The organism is Aquimixticola soesokkakensis, assembly GCF_900172375.1.
Classification (GTDB): Bacteria; Pseudomonadota; Alphaproteobacteria; order Rhodobacterales; family Rhodobacteraceae; genus Aquimixticola; species Aquimixticola soesokkakensis.
This window is the reverse complement of the sequence record NZ_FWFS01000008.1, coordinates 150,325-169,321: the sequence shown is the minus strand read 5'-3', so window position 1 is coordinate 169,321 and position 18,997 is coordinate 150,325. Positions and strand designations below refer to the sequence as shown.

Sequence of the window (18,997 nt, the reverse complement as noted above, 5' to 3'; positions counted from 1 at the left end):
AACCCCATGTCCGTTCAAGCCGAAACCATCCGCCGCATGACTGTCCCGCAACTTGCCGCGCGCAAGGGGGGCGTTCCGATTGTGTCGTTGACCTCCTATCACGCGCATACGGCCGCTTTGGTGGATACGGTCGCGGATTTCATCCTTGTGGGGGATAGTCTCGGGATGGTGATGCACGGGATGGAAAGCACCGTCGGCGTGCCTATGGATCTGATGATCATGCACGGGCGCGCGGTTGTGCGCGGCACCAAACGGGCGCTGATCGTGGTCGACATGCCTTTTGGCAGCTACGAGGAAAGTCCCAATGTTGCGTTTCGCAACGCCGCGACCATCATGAAGGAAACCCAATGCGGGGCGGTCAAACTGGAGGGCGGCAAGCGCATGGCCGAGACCATCAAGTTTCTGGTCGAGCGTGGCATTCCGGTGATGGCCCATATCGGGCTGACGCCGCAATCGACGCATGTGATGGGCGGGTTCAAGACCCAAGGTCGTGACGAGGACGCATGGCCGCTGCTGATCGAGGATGCGCGCGCGGTGGCCAAGGCCGGTGCCTTTGCGGTCGTCGTCGAGGGGGTCGTTGAACCGCTGGCACAAAAGATCACCGAATCTGTCGGCATTCCCACCATCGGGATCGGAGCGTCGGCGCAATGCGACGGGCAGATTCTGGTGCTTGAGGATATGCTGGGTCTCAGCCCTTGGACCCCCAAGTTCGTCAAGAAATACGCCGATATGAGCGGGTTGATGAAAGAGGCGGTCGAGGCCTATGCCGATGAGGTCAAATCCCGCGCCTTCCCCGGCCCCGAGCATGTCTACACCAACAAGAAATAGACCAAAAGAAACGCCGCGCAGGGGCTGCGCGGCGTTTCAGGTTTAACAGCGCTTGAAGGTCACGCGGCCTTGTCAAACTTTACGACAAGGTGCTCGCCCACGTCCGGCGTGTGGGTTTCATCGCGGTTCGCGCGGGCAATCTCGAGGCCGAAAACCAGCGGGTTGCGGGTCGAGGCCCAAAGGGCGGCGTCGATCAGATCCAGTTCCAGCAAGCAGACATCGGGGTCTTGCTTGCCGCCGTCGAACCAGGCGGCAACAACGGAGGACCACAGCTCGTCAAGTTTCGCGGCATCCTTACTGATGCGCAAAGACCCTTTGAGGCATGCGTAGAAATCCTGCTTCGTCGATGTCACACAGTAATGTGCCACATCCCCCTCACCGACCGCTTTCACCAGATCGGTGTCTTTGGAAGTAATGAAGTAGACCTTGCGCGCGCCCCGATCCACGAAATGGGTCATGGGCTGCATGTGCTGGCCGGACCCCATGACCCCGAGCATCCCTGCGCGGGTGTCATCCATCTGTTCGAACAGCTCATGGATCGGGTCAGCGTGGATTTTTTTCAGGTCAGCCATGGCTCACACGTCTTCCATGAATTTATCGACTTCCTGCTTGGCTTCCTCTTTGGTCTTGCCATATTTTTCTTGCAGCACACCTTCGAGGTTCTCACGTTTGCCAGCCGCACGATCCAGATCGTCGTCGGTCAGATCGCCCCATTTTTCCTGGGCTTTGCCCTTGAGTTGCTTCCAATTGCCTTCGATTTGGTCCCAGTTCATGACAGGTCTCCAATGTTGATTGCGTTTCATCCAGACAACCCCGGAGCCGCCGTGCAGGTTCCCAGTCACGGCGCATAGATCGGCAAAGAAATGCTGGAACCAAAGCGCGCTGCGCGGGTTTGCGCCGCAGCTCATTTGCTCACGCAGGCGTCGGTTGTCGCCGCGCGCGACACCGCATAGGCCCGCAAAACGCGCCAGACTGGCGCAGCGATTCTGCGCTTTGGCGCAGCGTCTCACCTATTTTGTCGTCTGACACATTTTTCCGGAGGCCCCACATGCTGCCCGTTGCCCGCATTTCGCACGGCGTTGTCGCACTCGTTCTGGTCGTGACCCTCGCCGCCTGTTCCCCGATCTCGACAGCCGCGACCGTGACCCGCATGGCCCTCAGCCCGGCCTTGGCGCGCAGCATCGCCTTTTCCTCGGTAGAGGTCCGCACGACGGGCAATGCTTTCGTAGCAGGATCGCAAGAGCCGGTAAAATCCGGCCTGACCAGCGCCCTCAAACGCCGCTTGTCGTCGCGGTTTCGCACCGCATCGGCGGCCAGTCTGGTGGTGGATATCGCCCAGACAAGCCTTGTGGGATCGGCGGTGAAACTGGCGGGAACCGCGCGGATTTTTGCGCCCGACGGGAGCGAACTTGGCACCTATCCGGTCGAGGCGCTGGTGCCTGCCGACCAGCCCGATGTCTACGGCCCGCTGGTCGAAGCCTTCGCGGCACAATTTGCCGCCGAACTGGAGAGCGGCGTCTGAGCCAACGCGCCCGCGGTTGCACCCTGCGGCCCGTTCGAACAATCCGGGCCGCTCACACCATGGAGGGCACAACAAGATCCGGCGGGCGGTGGCCATCCGCAAAGGTATGGGCGTTGAGGATCACCTTTTCGCCCATCTCCACCCGTCCCTCGACGGTCGCAGAGCCCATATGCGGCAAAAGCACCACGTTGCTGAGCGCCCGCAGACGCGGGTTGATTTCCGCGCCGCGCTCGAACACATCCAAACCCGCGCCGGCGATTTCGCCCGCCCGCAGCCCCCGCGTGAGGGCAGCTTCGTCAATGACTTCGCCGCGCGAGGTGTTCACGATCACCGCCGTAGGTTTCATCAATTTCAGACGCCGCGCATTCAGCAGATGGAAAGTCGAGGGCGTGTGCGGGCAATTTACCGACAAAATATCGACCCGCGCCACCATCTGGTCCAGACTGTCCCAATAGGTCGCTTCCAGAGGTTCGGCAATTTCGGGGCGCAGCGGCTTGCGGTTGTGGTAATGCACCGACATCCCGAAGGCGCGCGCGCGGCGCGCCAAGGCCTGCCCGATGCGGCCCATGCCCAGAACGCCCAGACGTTTGCCGCCCAACCGCGCCCCCAGCATGGAGGTAGGGGCCCAGCCTTCCCATTCGCCCGCCTGCATCTGGTGCAGGCCTTCGGGGATCCGCCGCGACACCGCCAGAATCAGCGCCATGGCCATATCGGCCGTGTCTTCGGTCATCACGCCGGGCGTATTGGACACCAGAACGCCGCGCTGGCGCGCGGAATGGACATCGATGTGATCCACCCCCGCGCCGTAATTGGCGATCAGTTTCAACCGTTCGCCGGCAGCGGCCAGCATATTGGCGTCGATCTGATCGGTGACGCAAGGCACCAGCACATCGGCCCGTTTCATCGCCTCGACCAACTCGTCGCGGGTGAGCTTGCGGTCATCGCTGCTGAGTTCGGTGTCGAACAATTCCTTCAGCCGCATCTCGACCACATCGGGAAGCCTGCGCGTGACAACGATTTTCAAACGGCCTGTCGGCATGTGGTCTCTCTCCCCTGCTTCCCTTTTCTCCCCCATACTGGCAAACTGCGCGAAAGGGGCAAGCAAGAACGACACCCCGACAGGCATGTCCGACAGGCAAACCGGCCAAAAAGCCGGATCAACGGGCATCGCAATGGTATAATTTCGAGTGTGGCATCTGAACGTGAGCAGGACGACCGGCATGGGACCAAAAAGGCGGGCAGCACGCAGGCTGGCCCAAAGCGCTGTGCTTTGCGTGGTTTTGGGGTGGCTCCCGCAGGGGCTGACCGCCCAAAGCACCTCCAACGAGGAGGCCAGCACCGCCACGCAGGAGACGGCGCAAGAGCCCTCTGTCATGCCCGAACCCAGTTTCGAGCCGATCGAACCGATCCGTGATCGCGGTCCCGTCACCAACCTGCCGCTGCCGCGCTTTGTCTCGCTCAAGGCATCCGAAGCGAATGTGCGGCGCGGGCCGTCGCTGACGCACCGGATCGACTGGGTGTTCCAGCGGCGCAACATGCCGCTCGAAGTCACAGAAGAATACGAAAACTGGCGCCGCGTGCGCGACCGCGATGGCGCGGGAGGCTGGGTCTATCACACGCTGATCTCCGGCGTGCGCTATGCTTTGGTTACCGATGCCCATATCGCCCTGCGCACACGCGCCTCGGAGCAGGCCGCAGCCGTGGCAGATCTGGAACAGAATGTGGTCGCGCGCATCCTCGAATGCTCCGAGGACTGGTGCCGGCTCAATGCCGATGGCTACAAGGGCTGGGTCCCCAAGACCGCCATTTGGGGCGTCAGCGACGCCGAAGTGATCGACTAGTCGTGCGGGTCGCCCCGCGCAAAGAAACAGGTGTTACTCTTGGCAGGCCCGCGCAATCGGGTTGCCCCTGCAAAAAGGACCATCGTTGATGGACGTGCTCAAATCGCCCCTTTCCGCCCGCAATCTTACGCCCGGATACAAATCCTGCGTCTTGCACGCGCAGGATTCCTGGGAAGAGGCCATTGCGCAGGGGCGGCATGATTTCTTCAACAAGCTCGAACATAAATTGCAGTCCGAAGGCATCAAAACCTACCTCGTCGCGGATGGCAGCCGCACCGCCAAGGGTCTGTTGCCGGACCGTCACCTGCACATCATGGTGCGCGACGAGCCGCTGTTTGCGCCCTCGGTGCTTCATGCGATGCCCAGTTACATCTGGGGTTTTTGGTATTTCGACGAGGTTGGCGTGCGCTGGAATTCCTCGCTGCGCTTTGCCCAGTTTTGCGCCCATGACGTGGACGCGCAAGCGGCGGAATATTTCTTTAACGGTGTCAGCGGCTGGATGCTGCGCGAAAACGTGTCCAAAATCAGCCAGGGCGCGCGCAACGATGCACCGCTGACCCCCGCCACGGCGGTGATTTTCCTGCAAGATATCGAAGGCTACCAGCAGCGGTCGTGGTATTTGACCACCGAAGAGATGATCACCACCACGGCGCAGGCAGCCGGGGCGGGGATGGTCTATGTGAAATTCCACCCCCAACAGACCAAAGCCAGCCGCAAGCGCCTGACCGAGCTGTGCGCGCGCCACCCCAACCTGCGCCTGAGTGACGCCTCCCTGCACGATCTGATCGAAGCGAGCCAGATGGTGGTGACCCAGAACTCGGCCGCCGGGTTCGAGGCGCTCATGCAGCGCAAAACCGTGATTACCTGCGCCAAAACCGATTTCTGGCACGCAACCCTCACCCCGCGCTCGACCGAAGACCTCAAGGCGGCAATCGAATTTGGCCCCGAAGCCATGGCCGACTTCCCCTTTGAGAAGTACTTTTACTGGTTTTTGGACCGCATGTGCCTTGAGCCGTCGAAAGACAATTTCGAGGATCGGCTCTGGGCGCGGATTCGCGAAAAATTAATGGTGATTTAGGGCAAACGGGGGTGTCAAATCCCCGCCTGCACGCTACCTACGCGACACACGACATAGCAGAGCAGGTGGCACATGACATCTCCGTCCCCCCTTCATGGCAAACTGAACCTGACGGCGGGGCTTGCCTCGGTCGCGGTCGCCTTCACGCTGGTCATTGCCAAACTCTGGGCGCTCTATGTCACCGGCTCTCTTGCGGTCGGGGCCTCGCTGGCCGATAGCGGGCTGGACCTGATGATCTCCCTCGCCGGTCTGGCCGCGATTTCCTATGCCGCGCGCCCGCCCGATGAAGATCACGCCTACGGGCACACCTCGGCGGAGGATCTTACCGCGCTCGGCCAGTCGTTTTTCATCCTGATTTCCGGCATCGCCATCATTTACACCGCGATTGGCCGCTACGCCGATCCAACCCCGCCCGAACTAAGCGCGGAAGCCGCAGGGATCGCCGTGATGGTCCTCTCTATTGCGCTGACCCTTGTGCTGATCACGTTTCAACGCTCGGTAGCCAAGCGCACCGGCAACAAAGTGGTCGCCGCCGATAGCCTGCACTACGTGGGCGACCTGATCCCCAACATCGGTGCCATCGTGTCACTGATCGCGGCAAAAATGTTCGGATTTGACTTTATCGACAGTTTGGTCGCGATTGGCGCGGCGCTTTTGATGATCTCGGGCGCGCTCAAGATCGGCAAAACCGCGCTTGATGCGCTGATGGATCGGAAAGCGCCCGACGCCGAAATCGAAGGGATCGCGGCGATTACCGCAAATTTCGACGGGGTTTTGGGCTTTCACGACCTCAAAACCCGCACCGCAGGATCGCGCACCTTCGTCACGCTGCATATTGAACTCGACGGGCGGCAATCGCTGTATGAGGCGCATGAAATCGGGGCCGATTTGCGCCGCGCCATCATGGAGGCCTATCCCAACGCGGATGTGATCATTCACAAGGATGTCTGGTTTCCCACGCCCAAACCCGATGAAACGGACGCGCCCTCTGCATAAAGGGCGCGCCTTGCTTTAGGTGGTTTCAACCAAACCACGGCCTTTCAGCAAAGCCTCGACACCGGGCATACGGCCGCGAAACGCCGTATAAAGTGCTTCGGCATCGCGCGAGCCACCGGCAGAAAGAATATTGTCTTCAAGCTTTTGCGCGGTCGCACGGTCGAACGCATCGGTTTCCATGAAGGCCTCGAACGCATCTGCATCCATTACCTCGGACCACATGTAGCTGTAATAGCCCGACGAATAGCCATCGCCCGAAAAAATATGGGCGAAATGCGGTGTGGCATGGCGCATCGGGATCGCATGCGGCAGGCCGATCCGTTCAAGCGTGGCGGCCTGTGCGACCATCGGATCGGCGGGGGCATCCCCGTCGTGGAAATCCAGATCCACCAGGGCCGACGCCACATATTCCACCGTGGCAAAGCCCTGATCGTAGGTCTGCGCAGCAAGAAGCCGCGCCAAAAGCGCTTCCGGCATGGCGTTTCCGGTTTTGGCATGGGTCGCAAATTCGGCCAGAACCTCGGGCACTTCGAGCCAATGCTCATAAAGCTGGCTGGGCAGTTCGACGAAATCGCGCGCCACGGAGGTGCCCGAAATCGACCCGTAGGTCACATTCGACAGCATCTGGTGCAACGCATGGCCAAATTCGTGAAACAAGGTGCGCGCATCATCGTAGGACAGCAACGCGGGGGCACCATCGCTCGGTTTGGCAAAGTTGCACACATTGACCACGATGGGTTTGACGTCGCCACCCAGCTTTTTCTGGCTGCGCATCGCCGAGCACCACGCCCCCGAGCGTTTCGAGCCGCGGGCAAAATAATCGCCCATGAAGATCGCGACCAACTCGCCGCCGCGGATCACTTTCCACGCGCGCACATCCGCGTGGTACATCGGGGCCAACAGCACCTCGAATTCCAAGCCGAACAAGCGGTTGGCGCAGGCAAAAGCCGCTTCGATCATGCGGTCCAGTTGCAGGTAGGGCTTGAGTTCGGCCTCGTCCAGATCGTGCTCTTCCTTGCGCCGGATCGCGGAATAATAGCGCCAGTCCCACGGCTCGAGCGGACCGTTCACGCCCTCGCCGTGCATCATGGCCTCCAGAACCTGCGCATCCGCTTGCGCGGCAGCTTTCGCCGGAGCCCAGACCCGCATCAACAAATCGCGCACCTTGGCCGGTTCCTTGGCCATTTCCGTTTCCAGCTTGTAGGCCGCAAAGGACGGATAGCCCAACAATTTGGCGCGTTCTTCGCGCAGGCGCAGGATCTCGGCGGCAACGGCCCGGTTGTCGGTTTCCCCGCCGTTTGCGCCACGCGCGCCCCAAGCGGCAAAGGCTTTTTCGCGCAGATCACGGCGCGGGGAAAATTGCAAAAACGGCACGATCAGCGAACGCGACAGCGTGATCGCCGGACCGTTTGCACCTTTTTCCGCCCCCGCCGCGCGCGCGCTGTCCTTGACGAAGTCTGGCAGACCCTCAAGATCACCCTCTGACAGGGGCATGAACCAGCTGCGCTCGTCGGCCAGAAGGTTCTGCGTGAACTGCGTGCCCAAGACCGCCAAGCGTTCCTTGATCGCCGCCATACGCGCCTTGTCCGCCCCCGACAGCAGCGCGCCCGAGCGCACAAAGCTGCGCCGCGTGAGCATCAAAACCCGCTGTTGCTCGTCGCTGAGGTCCAAGGTCTCGCGCTGATCCCAAAGCGCCTCGATGCGCGCAAACAGAGCGCTGTTGGCGGTAATCTCGCTGGAATAGGCGGCAAGTTTGGGGGAAAACTCCCGCTGCAAGGCCTCGCGCGCGGGCGTGCTATCAGCGCCCGCGACATTGTAAAACACGCCCAGCACCCGATCCAGCGATACATCCGCCAGTTCAAGCGCGTCGATGGTATTGGCGAATGTCGGCGCCTCCAACTCATCGGCGATGGCGGCAATCGCGGCGCGGCTCTGGGCAAGTGCCGCCTCGAAGGCCGGTTCGAAATCCTTGTCCTCGATCGCGTCGAAGGGCGGCAAGGCGTAGGGCGTGTCCCAGCGGGACAAAAGCGGATTGGTCATGGGGATCTCCTTTAGAGATCAAGCTAGGCTGCGGGCGCAGAAAGGAAAAGAGGTGTCAGGCCGCGCGCGCGCCGCAACAGGCACAATCTGCCCGCCGCGCAATCTTGATCACGCGGTTTTCGGCATAGAGCCCGTCCCAGATCAACAACCGGCCCGCCAAAGTGTCCCCCGCTCCTGTCAGGTGCTTGACCGCTTCCAGCGCCATCATCGTTCCGATCACACCGGGAAGCGGGCCGACAACGCCCCCCTCGGCGCAGCTGGGAGCAAGTCCTGCGGCGGGCGCTTGCGGGAACAGACATTGGTAACACGGCCCCCCGCTGGCGGGGTGAAACAGGCTGACCTGCCCTTCCCATTGGCCAATTGCCCCCGATATCAACGCCACACCACCAGCAACACAGGCAGCATTCACCGCATAGCGCGTTTCGAACGTATCGGTGCCGTCGATCACCAGATCATAGTCCTGCACCAACGCCGCGGTGCTGGCATCAAAACGGCGATTGTAGGGTTTGACCACAACGGACGGGTTCTGCGCGGCCACGGATCTGGTGGCGGAAAATACTTTGGGCAGGTCGATATCGGCCGGTGTATGGATCACCTGGCGTTGCAGGTTCGACCCTTCGACCACATCGTCGTCAATCACCCCGAGCGTGCCAACCCCCGCGGCGGCAAGATACTGGATCACCGGACTGCCAAGTCCCCCTGCCCCCACGACCAGCACCCGCGCCTCTTGCAGACGCTTTTGCCCCATGCCACCGATTTCTCTCAGCAGAATATGGCGTGCGTAGCGCGTCAGATCCGCCGCCTCCAAGGGCGCACGCGCAACCTCGGCGGGCGGGGCAACGCGCGCGCGAATACGGCGCAGCAGGCGACGATACCCCCAGACAAGCGCGGCCAGAACGCCAAGCATCGCCCATTCGGCGAAACTTTCCCCAAGACCGGCGCGCAAATTCGATCCCTGCGGCAAGACCGCCATCGCCAGCAGCACGCCCAGATACAACACCCCGATCAAGGCCCAGCGCAAACGGCGCGGCAGGCGCATCTGTGCCCCCACGGCCCAGATTGCAACGGAAAGGACGATAAAAATCAGCATCCTAGCCCTGCCCTGTCGATCCAAACCCACCGCTGCCGCGCGCGGTCTGACCCAAGTCATCCGTCATGGAAAACAGACCCTGCACCACAGGCGCGATCACAAATTGCGCAATCCGGTCCCCGTGGCTGACGACAAAGGGCGCGGTCCCGTGGTTGATCAAAATCACCCCGACAGGCCCGCGATAATCGGCATCAATCGTGCCCGGTGCATTCACCAAAGTGACCCCGTGCTTGAGCGCAAGCCCAGAACGGGGTCGCACCTGCACCTCATATCCTTGCGGGATTTCCATCGCAAAGCCAAGGGGCACAAGCGCCCGCGCGCCGCTGTCCAGCACCAGCTCACCGCGATCGGGCAAGTTGGCGCGCACATCACATCCCGCGGCTTGAGCGGTTTCATAGGACGGCAAAGCGATGGTGCGATCGACGCCGTCCAGCCACTTCAGCTTGAGTTCTACACGCATCGGGATGCTTTCTGTTCGGGACGCCAAACGGTCATGTCGACAGGGCCTGCGCGATGCGTGCGGCCAGTTTGCGCGCCACCGCGTCCTTGCTCATGCGCGGCCAGCTGTCCGCGCCCTCGGCCGAGAGCACCGTCACCGCGTTTTCATCGCCGCCCATGATGCCGGTTTCGGGGCGCACGTCATTGGCCACGATCCAGTCGCACCCCTTGCGCGCCAGTTTTGCCCGCGCGTGCGCCACGACATCATCCGTTTCAGCGGCAAATCCCACGACCAGCGCGGGACGCCCTGCGCCCATCTGCGCCACCTCCGCCAAAATATCGGGATTCTCGGTAAATTCGAGCACCGGCAGCGTGCCGGCCGCATCCTTCTTGATCTTCGAGGTGACCTCGCGCGCGACCCGCCAATCGGCCACGGCAGCGGCAAAAACAGCCGCATCGGCGGGCAGGGCCTGCGTCACCGCCTCTTGCATCTGGCGCGCGGTTTGCACCCGCACCACCTGCACCCCGTCGGGCGGGGGGACTTGCGCAGGGCCGGTGACAAAAGTGACACGCGCGCCCAGCGCCACAAGGGCGCGCGCAATGGCGCTGCCCTGCGCGCCCGAAGACCGGTTGGCAATGTAGCGCACCGGATCAATCGGCTCATGGGTGGGACCGGAGGTCACCAGAATGTGCTGCCCGCTCAACGGTCCCGCGGCCAGCGCCGCTGCGATGCTGTCCACGATGTCCAGCGCCTCGACCATCCGGCCGAACCCGAATTCACCGCAAGCCATTTTGCCCTCGACCGGTCCGGCAAACAGCACGCCGTCCTTGCGCAGGGTCGCGACATTGCGCCGGGTCGCGGGATGCTCCCACATCCGCACATTCATCGCAGGCGCAATCAGCACGCGCTTGTCGGTGGCCATCAAAAGGGTCGAAGCCAGATCATTGGCCAGCCCTGCCGCCATCTTGGCGATCAGATCAGCCGTTGCCGGTGCGACGACCACCAGATCCGCGTCGCGCGACAGTTCGATGTGGCCCATTTCGGCCTCTTCGGTCAGGTCGAATAAATCGCGGTAAACCTTGTTCCCCGCCAGAACCGAAACGGTGAGCGGCGTGACGAATTCCTCCGCCGCGCGGGTGAGAACGGGCACGACTCTTGCCCCGCGCTCGCGCAGGAACCGGATGACATCATGGGATTTAAAGGCCGCCGCGCCGCCGCCGATCACCAGCAGGATACGTTTGCCCGAAAGGCTCTGTGCCGCAGCATCGGAGGACATTGGGGAAAAGGACATGGGGGGAATTGTGTCAGCCATCTGGACCTTGCGCAACAGTTGAGCAAAGGTGTAAGCGCGCCGCCCGAGAAACTCAAGCGACGCGCTTTGCGATCCATGGCTTGCGCGGGATCAGTGCAGCAATTCGTGAAGCTCGGCCCCGTGGGTTTCAAGCTGTTTGCGCATTTTGTGAAAGGCTGCGGCTTCCAGCTGGCGCACCCGTTCCTTGGACAGCTTCAATTCTTCGCCAAGGCTTTCCAGAGTGCGCGGCTCGTCAATCAGCTTGCGCTCGCGCACGATGAACTGCTCGCGGTCGGACAGGGATGTCATCGCATCGACCAGCCAGACCCGCAGCGTGGTTGCATCGTGATCTGCGGCCACTTTTTCCGCCGAAGTGTCATCGTCATCCGCCAGTGTCTCGATCCACTCGCGGCCTTCATCATCGGTAGCCTGCGTTGCATTGAGCGAGAAATCGGAGCCCGACAGGCGCCCTTCCATCATCTGGACATCGCGCAGCGGCACACCGACCTCAACCGCAATCGCCTCATGCAGCTGGTGACGATCAAGACTGTCACCGCGCCCCTGCGCCTCGCGTTCCAGACGGGCCTGAACGCGGCGCATATTGAAAAACAACGACTTTTGCGACGAGGTAGAGCCTGTGCGAACCAGCGACCAGTTGCGCATCACATAGTCCTGGATCGAGGCCTTGATCCACCACACGGCATATGTCGAAAACCGCACGCCGCGATCGGGGTCGAATTTTTCTGCCGCCTTCATCAGGCCCAGCCCCGCCTCCTGGATCAGGTCGGGCATCGGCGCGCCGTAGCGGCGGAATTTGGAGGCCATGGAAATCGCAAGCCGCATGTAGGCATTCACCAAACGGTGCAGAGCCGCCTCGTCGCGTTCGTCGCGCCAGGCAACTGCCAAAGCGTGCTCGGTATCTGCGTCGAGCATTTCCGCTTTCATTGCGCGGCGGGGCAACGCCTGATCTGCATAGGAAGTTGTTGTGCTTGCGTTCAGCGCCATATCCGATCCCCCGGAGTGTACCGTCACGAGGCTTGCTCGCTCTGGCCGTTAAATCCTGTTATTGGTCATTTAACGCAGTCCGATGACAGAAAGTTTCACGCCGTGTTGACGAAATTCACCCTTGTGCTAGGCGGCTGCGCCTCGGGGAAATCTTATTTCTCTGAAAAACTTATACTTTCCAGCAGTTTATCGCGCATCTACATCGCCACCGCACAAGCCTTTGATGCGGAAATGGATGCCAAAATTTTACGCCACCAGAAGATGCGCGGGCCGCACTGGCGTACTTGTGAAGCGCCTTTTGACATTCCTTCGGCCCTCAAAGGGGTCAAAACCGGCGAGATCGTGCTGATCGACTGCGCGACCATGTGGCTGACCAACCATATTCTTGCCGAACACGACATTGACGCACAGACGGACGCGCTGATTTTGGCGATTCACGCCTGCCCCGCGCCGGTGGTGATCGTGTCCAACGAGGTGGGCGCAGGGATCGTCCCCGAGAATGCGCTGGCCCGCCGGTTTCGCAACGCACAAGGGCGCCTGAACCAGCAACTTGCGGCCGAGGCCGCTTGCGTGATCGGGGTGATGGCGGGGCTGCCTTTTGCCCTCAAGGGCGCGCTCCCTGACGGGGTGACCCCGTGACGCTGTGGCTGGTGCGCCACGGGCCGACCCATGCCCGACAGTTTGTCGGCTGGACGGATGTGCCCGCCGACCTGTCGGACACCGCCGCTCTGGCGCGGCTGGAAGCGGCCCTGCCGCAAGCGCCCGTTGTGTCCTCGGACCTGATGCGCGCCGTGACAACGGCTGACGCGATTGCCGCCCGCCGCCGCCGACTTCCCCATAGCGCCGATTTGCGCGAAACCCATTTCGGGGTTTGGGAAAATAAAACGTGGGCCGAGGTCCAAGCCCTCGATCCCGATCTGCCCCGCGCCTATTTCGAGACCCCCGGCGACATCGCCCCGCCGCAGGGCGAAAGCTGGAACAGGCTGTGCGCGCGCACCTTTGCCGCCGCCGATGCCCTGCTTGCCAGCCACGGCGAGGTGGTGATCGTCGCCCATATGGGGGTGATCATGAGCTTTATCCAGCGCGCACGCGCCTGTTCAGCCTATGAGGCCTTTGCCCAGACCATCGACCCCTTGTCACTGACCGTGATCGACACAAACGGTGCCCAAGGCGCAGGACGCGATCTGGGCAGATGGCAGCTGCGCGCGGTCAATCAGACCCTGTGATTGCCGGCACCACAAAATTGCGATTGTCACATTGCGCGTGACTGTGACAGCCTGTGCCTAAATGCCGAAACGGAGCCTGAAGCGATGAGTTACACCCTTGTGATTGCTGACAAAGCCTTTTCCAGCTGGTCCCTGCGCGCGGGCATGATGTTTGCCCATTTTAACCTGCCCCACCGCGAAGTTCTGGCGCGCCTCTACACGGGTGACAAAAAGGCCGAGCTTGCAGCCTATGCCCCGGCGCATTTCGTGCCGATCATCGTGACGCCGGAGGGCGAATTGCTGGGGGAAACGCTGGCGATTGCCGAAACCCTGGCCGAGCGGCACCCCGAAAAACAGATGTGGCCCAAAGACAGCGCTGCGCGGATGTTTGCGCGCTGGCTGTGCTGCGAAATTTCCACAGGCTTCAAGGCGCTGCGCGACTGCGATGTGCAATTGTTGCGGGTCTGGGAGGGAACGGAAATCACCCCCGCGCTTAGCGCTGATCTGGCGCGCCTTGATGCGATGCTGGGCCGCGCCTGGGACCGTTGGGGCCGCGACGATAGCCCGTGGTTGTTTGGCGAATTCTCGATTGCCGATGCCTTCTATGCGCCCGTTTGCGCGCGGATTGTCGGCTACGACCTGCCGGTGACGCCGCGCGTGCAGGCCTATGTGGCGGCATGGATGCGCGATCCGGCGTTTCGGGCGTGGCGCGCGCAGGCGCTGACCTTCAGCTATGATCCCCTGCCCTATGCCCGTGACTTGCCCGCGCACGACTGGCCTGAAGTTTAATTGGCCTGAAGTCTAACGGGCCGACCTCTAACGGGCCAAAGATATAGCGGTCGAATTTCGACCATTCCCCCGCATGTTAACCATTCGCTAACCCTCCCGGCGCTACACCGTTAACCAAGGTTAAGGAAACGTCGGAGGGCCTATGCTTGCGCGCACCTACACAGTCGCCTTTGAGGGCGTGGACGCGCGCCGCGTCGAGGTGCAATGCGCCGTGTCCCCCGGCATGCCCGCCGTCTCCATCGTCGGCCTCCCCGACAAAGCAGTGTCCGAAGCCAAAGAACGCGTGCGCGCCGCATTTTCGGCCCTTTCGATCGCGCTTCCGGCCAAGAAAGTCACGCTGAACCTCTCGCCTGCGAACCTGCCCAAAGAGGGGTCGCATTACGATCTTCCCATCGCGCTGGCGCTTTTGTCGGCCATTGGCATCTTGCCGCCCGAAACCATTGAAACCGTGTTCTCCCTGGGCGAGCTGTCTTTGGACGGGACGGTTGTTGCGGTCTCGGGCGCGCTGCCGGCGGCCGTTGCTGCGGCCGAGGCCGACTGCGCGCTGCTGTGCCCCACGGCCTGCGGGCCTGAAGCGGCGTGGGTGGGGGCGACCACTGTGACCGGCGTTGCCGATTTGGGGCAAGTGATCAAACATCTCAGCGGCGAGCGGCCATTGCCTCCCGCTGAACCCGGCCTTGCGCCTGAACCGCCGCGCGGCAAGGACATGGCCGATGTGAAGGGTCAGGAACGCGCCAAACGCGCGCTGGAAATTGCCGCGGCTGGCCGACACCACACGTTTCTGGTCGGCACTCCCGGCTCGGGCAAGTCGATGCTGGCCGCGCGCCTGCCCTCGATCCTGCCGCAGATGTCCGCGCAGGAGGCGCTGGAAACCTCGATGATCCATTCCGTGGCAGGCACCCTGCTTGAAGGCGGGATTTCGCGTGTCCGCCCCTACTGCGACCCCCATCACACTGCTTCGATGGCGGCGCTCACCGGCGGTGGGAAAGGGGCAAAACCGGGTCAGATTTCGCTCGCGCATAACGGGGTTTTGTTCATGGACGAGTTCCCCGAATTCAACCGTACCGTGCTTGAAACCCTGCGCCAGCCGATCGAGACCGGCAGTGTGGTGATCGCGCGCGCCAATGCCCATGTGCGCTACCCCTGCCGGTTTCTGCTTTTGGCGGCCGCAAACCCCTGCAAATGCGGCTATCTCAGCGATCCTGCGCGGGCCTGCGCCAAAGTTCCCCACTGTGGAACCGACTATCTGGGGCGCATTTCCGGCCCGCTGATGGATCGCTTCGATTTGCGTGTCGAAGTGCCGCCCGTCGCCTTCAGCGATCTCGACCTGCCCGCACAAGGCGAAAGTTCGGCACAAATTGCCGCGCGGGTCGCGCGCGCACGGGCGCTTCAAAGCGCGCGGTTCGAAGGCACCCCCGCGCGCACCAACGCCGATCTGGAGGGCGATCTGCTGGACGCCGTGGCCAGCCCCGATGCCGAGGGGCGCGCGCTGATCGGCAGGGTCGCGGAAAAATTCGGCCTGTCGGCGCGCGGCTACCACCGTGTGCTCAGGGTCGCGCGCACCATTGCCGATCTTGCGGGCAGCGAGAAGGTGCGCAGCCCCCATGTCGCGGAGGCCGTGAGCTATCGCTTGGCGCTGTCCAAAGAGGTCTGAACAAAGGTGGCAACCGCACAAAGCGCCTCGCGTGCTTCGGGCACGACCCCGTAAAACATCTGCCAGACATGCGGCGCGGCCTCAAAAGTTTGCACGGTGACCTCACCGCCCGCACGGGTCAGTTTCGCGGCCATGCGATAGGTGTCATCGGCCAGAACTTCGCCACCGCCCACCTGCATCAACACCGGCGGCGGGGCGCAAAACTCGGCAAACAGAGGCGAGGCGCGCGCATCATCGGCAGGCGTGTCGCCCAGATAGAGTTTCGCAAGCTCGCCCATCCGCCCGGTCGGGATCAGACAGTCGGTTTTGGCATTCTGCGTGATGCTCTGCCCTGAATAGGTGAGGTCGGTCCAAGGCGAGAAGGCAAACAGGCCCGCAGGGCGCTCGCCGCGCGCAAGCACCTGAGAAAGCAGGGAAAAAGCCAATCCGCCGCCCGCGCTATCGCCTGCCAGCATGATCTGGTGCGCACCATAGCCCAGGGCGCGCAGGTGGTCCCATGCGGCCAAAGCGTCCTCCAGCGGCGCGGGAAACCCCGCTTGCGGCAATTGCCGATAATCCGGCGCGCAGACCTCGAGACCGCAGTGGCGCGACAGGTGGGACAAGAGCGACAAATGCGTGCGCGCCGATCCGCAGATGAAAGCACCGCCGTGCAGGTACAAAATAACGCGGTCCATCGGCACGCGCCCGACATGCACCCAGTTCAGCGGCACGCCCCCTTGGGTTTTGCGCCGCAGCCGGTGAGTGAAGGGTGGCACGCGAAACGCCAGCCGCGCCGAGCGCTCGAAGTCGCGCGTTGCCTGCGCCGGATCGCTGAGCCGCGCAAATTGCCGCTTTGGCCCCAAGGCGAGGAGGCGCGACAAAATCCGCAGGCGCAGCGAGGCAGGCACAGCCTAGACTCCGCGTTTCGCTTCGATGGCTTCCCAGATTTTCGCAGTCACATTCGTCCCGTCGAAGCGCTCCAGTTCCTGAAGCCCCGTCGGCGATGTCACATTGATTTCGGTCAGATAGTCGCCGATCACGTCGATGCCGACGAAAATCTGGCCCTTTTCGCGCAGCACCGGCCCGATGGCGGCGCAGATTTCCAGATCGCGCGCGGTCAGGTCCACTTTTTCGGGCCGCCCGCCAACATGCATGTTCGAACGGGTTTCGCCCTTTTGCGGGACGCGGTTGATCGCGCCGACCGGCACCCCGTCCACAAGGATGACGCGCTTGTCGCCTGCCGCAACCGCGGGAAGGAATTTCTGCACGATCAGCGGTTCGCGCGAATAGCCGGTGAACAGCTCGTGCAGCGAGGCCAGATTGCGGTCGTTGGGATCAAGGCGGAACACACCCGCGCCGCCGTTGCCATAGAGCGGTTTCAGAATGATATCGCCGTGCTTTTCCTTGAAGGCGCGAATGGTGGCGAGGTCGCGCGCAATCGTGGTGGGCGGGATCAGATCGGGGAAACGCAGCACCAGAAGTTTTTCGGGGCTGTTGCGCACCCAGAACGGGTCGTTGACCACCAGCGTTTCGGGCATCAGATGCTCAAGAATATGGGTGGTGGTGATATAGCCCATGTCAAAAGGCGGATCCTGACGCAGCCAGACCACATCGAAGTCGGACAGATCGACAACCGTTTCCGCCCCTGCGGTGTAGTGATCGCCCTTGACGCGCTGCACCGTGACGGGCCAGCCGCGTGCGGTCACGCGCCCCTCGTCAAAGGCCAGCTTGTCGGGCGTGTAGTAGAACAGGGAATGGCTGCGCGCCTGGGCCTCTTCCATGATGCGGAACGTGCTGTCGGCGTCGATGTTGATCGGCCCGATCGGGTCCATCTGAATGGCAATTTTGAGGGACATGTGGTTTTCGCTCCGCTTGTTGTGCCTCATAGATGGACCAGAGGCGGGCGGCGTTCAATGGCCCAGGGCAAATCGCCCCTACATGAAAGCATTCTCGAGGATCTGCACCGCGCCGATGCCATCCACCAGCGCCAGATCGAAACGGCAGTCGGTCAGCAGGCCCTGCGGCCGCGTGCCCAGAAATTCTTCGCCCGCCGCAAAGAGGCGCGCGATCTGGCGCGCGGTGAGATGGGTCGCGGCGCTGTCAAAGCTGCGGCTTTGCTTGACCTCGACAAAGACCACCACGCCGTCCAGCGTCACGATAAGATCGATTTCGCCCCCCTGCCCGCGCCAGCGCCGTTCAAGCACGACACCCCCGCGTGCCGCATAGTCGCGCGCCACGATATCCTCGGCGGCCCATCCGGCCGCATGGGCCATCGCGCCGCGTGCGGCGTTGGGGCTATCTGGACCTTTGACCATCCCGCCTCATGCCTCGCGCGCAGCTTTACCCCGCGCCAGCGCGGATTGGTAAATCTGGCGGCGCGGCAGGTTGAATTTCTCGGCCACAAGAGTTGCGGCATCTTTCACCGACATCTGCAAAAGCGCCGCGTCCAACGCAGCCTCGATGTCTTCCTCGGCGGCTTCGTCGCTGCCGCGATCGACCAGCAACACGATTTCCCCCTTCACCGGATTGGCCGCCAAATCGTCGCACAGCGCGCGCAATGTGCCGCGCCGGACCTCTTCGAATCGTTTGGTGATCTCACGACACAGGGCGGCAGGGCGCGCCTCGCCCAGCACCTCGCACATACTGGCCAAAGTTTTGGCGATCCGCTTGGGGCTTTCGTAAAAACACAGCGTTGCCGGGATGTCGCGCAATTCGCTCAACACTTTTTTCGCAGCGCCCGAGGTGCTGGGCAAAAACCCCGCAAACAAGAAGCGATCCGATGGCAGGCCGGAAATCGACAGCGCCGCGACCACCGCCGAAGGTCCCGGCGCAGAGGTCACCGCGATCCCTTGGGCAATCGCCTCGCGGGCCAGCGCAAATCCCGGGTCCGCGACCAGCGGCGTGCCCGCTTCCGAGGCATAGGCAACCGATTTGCCCTCTTTCATCGCGGCAATCAGATGCGGGCGCACCTGCGCCCCGTTGTGATCGTGATAGGCGTAGACGTGGCGATCCCCCAAAGGCACGCCGTGGATTTCCATCAGATGCTTGAGCGTGCGCGTGTCCTCTGCGGCCAGCACATCGGCGCTCGCCAGCGTGTCGAGCCCGCGCAGGGTGATGTCGCGGGCGGTGCCGATCGGGGTCGCCACAAAATGGAGACCGGCGGGAAGCGGCTTGATCTGGTAACTCATGGCATTTCCTCGGCTTGGCGGCGTTTACTCTCGCGCACCTGTGACCTATCTT

Annotated in this window: 21 protein-coding genes; 9 read left to right on the top strand and 12 right to left on the bottom strand. The window is 62.5% G+C overall.

Annotated elements, in window-relative coordinates:
- Nucleotides 1-6 precede the first annotated feature (6 nt).
- A complete protein-coding gene (gene panB, locus AQS8620_RS11585) occupies nucleotides 7-828 on the top strand; it encodes a 3-methyl-2-oxobutanoate hydroxymethyltransferase (protein ID WP_085837059.1) in 822 nt (273 codons plus the stop codon).
- Between the two features lie 59 nt (nucleotides 829-887).
- On the opposite strand, the gene AQS8620_RS11580 is transcribed toward panB, so the two are convergent.
- Nucleotides 888-1,400, bottom strand: a complete 513-nt coding sequence (locus AQS8620_RS11580) for a pyridoxamine 5'-phosphate oxidase family protein (protein WP_085837058.1) — start codon at nucleotides 1,398-1,400, stop codon at nucleotides 888-890.
- Nucleotides 1,401-1,403: 3 nt separating this feature from the next.
- Nucleotides 1,404-1,601 carry a CsbD family protein gene (locus AQS8620_RS11575; protein ID WP_085837124.1) on the bottom strand — a complete coding sequence of 66 codons (198 nt, stop codon included), beginning with the start codon at nucleotides 1,599-1,601 and terminating at the stop codon, nucleotides 1,404-1,406.
- A 275-nt stretch (nucleotides 1,602-1,876) separates the two neighbouring features.
- Here AQS8620_RS11575 and AQS8620_RS11570 point away from each other — a divergent pair, with 275 nt between their 5' ends.
- Complete coding sequence (locus AQS8620_RS11570) at nucleotides 1,877-2,350, top strand: hypothetical protein (RefSeq protein ID WP_085837057.1); 474 nt, start codon at nucleotides 1,877-1,879, stop codon at nucleotides 2,348-2,350.
- Between the two features lie 52 nt (nucleotides 2,351-2,402).
- Here the strand turns inward: AQS8620_RS11570 and AQS8620_RS11565 are convergent, their stop codons facing one another.
- Nucleotides 2,403-3,389 carry a 2-hydroxyacid dehydrogenase gene (locus tag AQS8620_RS11565; RefSeq protein WP_085837056.1) on the bottom strand — a complete coding sequence of 329 codons (987 nt, stop codon included), beginning with the start codon at nucleotides 3,387-3,389 and terminating at the stop codon, nucleotides 2,403-2,405.
- Nucleotides 3,390-3,723: 334 nt separating this feature from the next.
- Between AQS8620_RS11565 and AQS8620_RS11560 the strand changes: the two genes are divergently transcribed.
- The 3 genes from AQS8620_RS11560 to AQS8620_RS11550 all read left to right on the top strand — a co-directional run bounded on the left by AQS8620_RS11560 (nucleotide 3,724) and on the right by AQS8620_RS11550 (nucleotide 6,265).
- Nucleotides 3,724-4,191 carry an SH3 domain-containing protein gene (locus tag AQS8620_RS11560; RefSeq protein WP_234990470.1) on the top strand — a complete coding sequence of 156 codons (468 nt, stop codon included), beginning with the start codon at nucleotides 3,724-3,726 and terminating at the stop codon, nucleotides 4,189-4,191.
- Nucleotides 4,192-4,279: 88 nt separating this feature from the next.
- Nucleotides 4,280-5,269, top strand: coding sequence for a capsular polysaccharide export protein, LipB/KpsS family (locus AQS8620_RS11555; RefSeq protein WP_085837054.1), 990 nt, complete (start codon nucleotides 4,280-4,282; stop codon nucleotides 5,267-5,269).
- 72 nt (nucleotides 5,270-5,341) lie between these two features.
- Complete coding sequence (locus tag AQS8620_RS11550; RefSeq protein WP_085837053.1) at nucleotides 5,342-6,265, top strand: cation diffusion facilitator family transporter; 924 nt, start codon at nucleotides 5,342-5,344, stop codon at nucleotides 6,263-6,265.
- A 15-nt stretch (nucleotides 6,266-6,280) separates the two neighbouring features.
- Here the strand turns inward: AQS8620_RS11550 and AQS8620_RS11545 are convergent, their stop codons facing one another.
- The 5 genes from AQS8620_RS11545 to AQS8620_RS11525 all read right to left on the bottom strand — a co-directional run bounded on the left by AQS8620_RS11545 (nucleotide 6,281) and on the right by AQS8620_RS11525 (nucleotide 12,130).
- A complete protein-coding gene (locus AQS8620_RS11545; RefSeq protein ID WP_085837052.1) occupies nucleotides 6,281-8,305 on the bottom strand; it encodes a M3 family metallopeptidase in 2,025 nt (674 codons plus the stop codon).
- Nucleotides 8,306-8,360: 55 nt separating this feature from the next.
- Nucleotides 8,361-9,395: a HesA/MoeB/ThiF family protein gene (locus tag AQS8620_RS11540; protein ID WP_085837051.1), complete on the bottom strand. Its 1,035-nt coding sequence runs from the start codon at nucleotides 9,393-9,395 to the stop codon at nucleotides 8,361-8,363.
- A 1-nt stretch (nucleotide 9,396) separates the two neighbouring features.
- Complete coding sequence (gene dut / locus AQS8620_RS11535; protein WP_085837050.1) at nucleotides 9,397-9,855, bottom strand: dUTP diphosphatase; 459 nt, start codon at nucleotides 9,853-9,855, stop codon at nucleotides 9,397-9,399.
- A gap of 31 nt (nucleotides 9,856-9,886) precedes the next feature.
- Complete coding sequence (coaBC, locus tag AQS8620_RS11530) at nucleotides 9,887-11,110, bottom strand: bifunctional phosphopantothenoylcysteine decarboxylase/phosphopantothenate--cysteine ligase CoaBC (RefSeq protein WP_085837049.1); 1,224 nt, start codon at nucleotides 11,108-11,110, stop codon at nucleotides 9,887-9,889.
- 126 nt (nucleotides 11,111-11,236) lie between these two features.
- Nucleotides 11,237-12,130 (bottom strand): RNA polymerase factor sigma-32, encoded by an 894-nt coding sequence (locus tag AQS8620_RS11525; RefSeq protein WP_085837048.1) that lies wholly within the window; start codon nucleotides 12,128-12,130, stop codon nucleotides 11,237-11,239.
- On the opposite strand from AQS8620_RS11525, the gene cobU reads away from it, so the two are divergent.
- From cobU to AQS8620_RS11505, 4 genes are all read left to right on the top strand, one after another.
- Nucleotides 12,035-12,769, top strand: a complete 735-nt coding sequence (cobU, locus tag AQS8620_RS11520; RefSeq protein ID WP_306345909.1) for a bifunctional adenosylcobinamide kinase/adenosylcobinamide-phosphate guanylyltransferase — start codon at nucleotides 12,035-12,037, stop codon at nucleotides 12,767-12,769. The genes AQS8620_RS11525 and cobU overlap by 96 nt on opposite strands.
- Nucleotides 12,766-13,356, top strand: a complete 591-nt coding sequence (locus tag AQS8620_RS11515; RefSeq protein WP_085837046.1) for a histidine phosphatase family protein — start codon at nucleotides 12,766-12,768, stop codon at nucleotides 13,354-13,356. Before cobU ends, AQS8620_RS11515 begins: the two co-directional genes overlap by 4 nt.
- Nucleotides 13,357-13,440: 84 nt before the next feature.
- A complete protein-coding gene (locus AQS8620_RS11510; RefSeq protein WP_085837045.1) occupies nucleotides 13,441-14,124 on the top strand; it encodes a glutathione S-transferase C-terminal domain-containing protein in 684 nt (227 codons plus the stop codon).
- A gap of 142 nt (nucleotides 14,125-14,266) precedes the next feature.
- Complete coding sequence (locus AQS8620_RS11505; protein WP_085837044.1) at nucleotides 14,267-15,778, top strand: YifB family Mg chelatase-like AAA ATPase; 1,512 nt, start codon at nucleotides 14,267-14,269, stop codon at nucleotides 15,776-15,778.
- On the opposite strand, the gene AQS8620_RS11500 is transcribed toward AQS8620_RS11505, so the two are convergent.
- The 4 genes from AQS8620_RS11500 to rsmI form a co-directional block, all read right to left on the bottom strand.
- The gene (locus tag AQS8620_RS11500) at nucleotides 15,748-16,665 is read right to left on the bottom strand and encodes an alpha/beta hydrolase (RefSeq protein WP_085837043.1); all 918 of its coding nucleotides are present in this window, start codon (nucleotides 16,663-16,665) and stop codon (nucleotides 15,748-15,750) included. The genes AQS8620_RS11505 and AQS8620_RS11500 overlap by 31 nt on opposite strands.
- A gap of 3 nt (nucleotides 16,666-16,668) precedes the next feature.
- Complete coding sequence (gene gshB / locus AQS8620_RS11495; RefSeq protein ID WP_085837042.1) at nucleotides 16,669-17,613, bottom strand: glutathione synthase; 945 nt, start codon at nucleotides 17,611-17,613, stop codon at nucleotides 16,669-16,671.
- A gap of 78 nt (nucleotides 17,614-17,691) precedes the next feature.
- A complete protein-coding gene (locus AQS8620_RS11490; protein WP_085837041.1) occupies nucleotides 17,692-18,072 on the bottom strand; it encodes a YraN family protein in 381 nt (126 codons plus the stop codon).
- A 6-nt stretch (nucleotides 18,073-18,078) separates the two neighbouring features.
- Entirely contained in the window at nucleotides 18,079-18,945 is an 867-nt protein-coding gene (gene rsmI / locus AQS8620_RS11485) for a 16S rRNA (cytidine(1402)-2'-O)-methyltransferase (RefSeq protein ID WP_085837040.1), read from the bottom strand.
- Nucleotides 18,946-18,997: the final 52 nt, after the last annotated feature.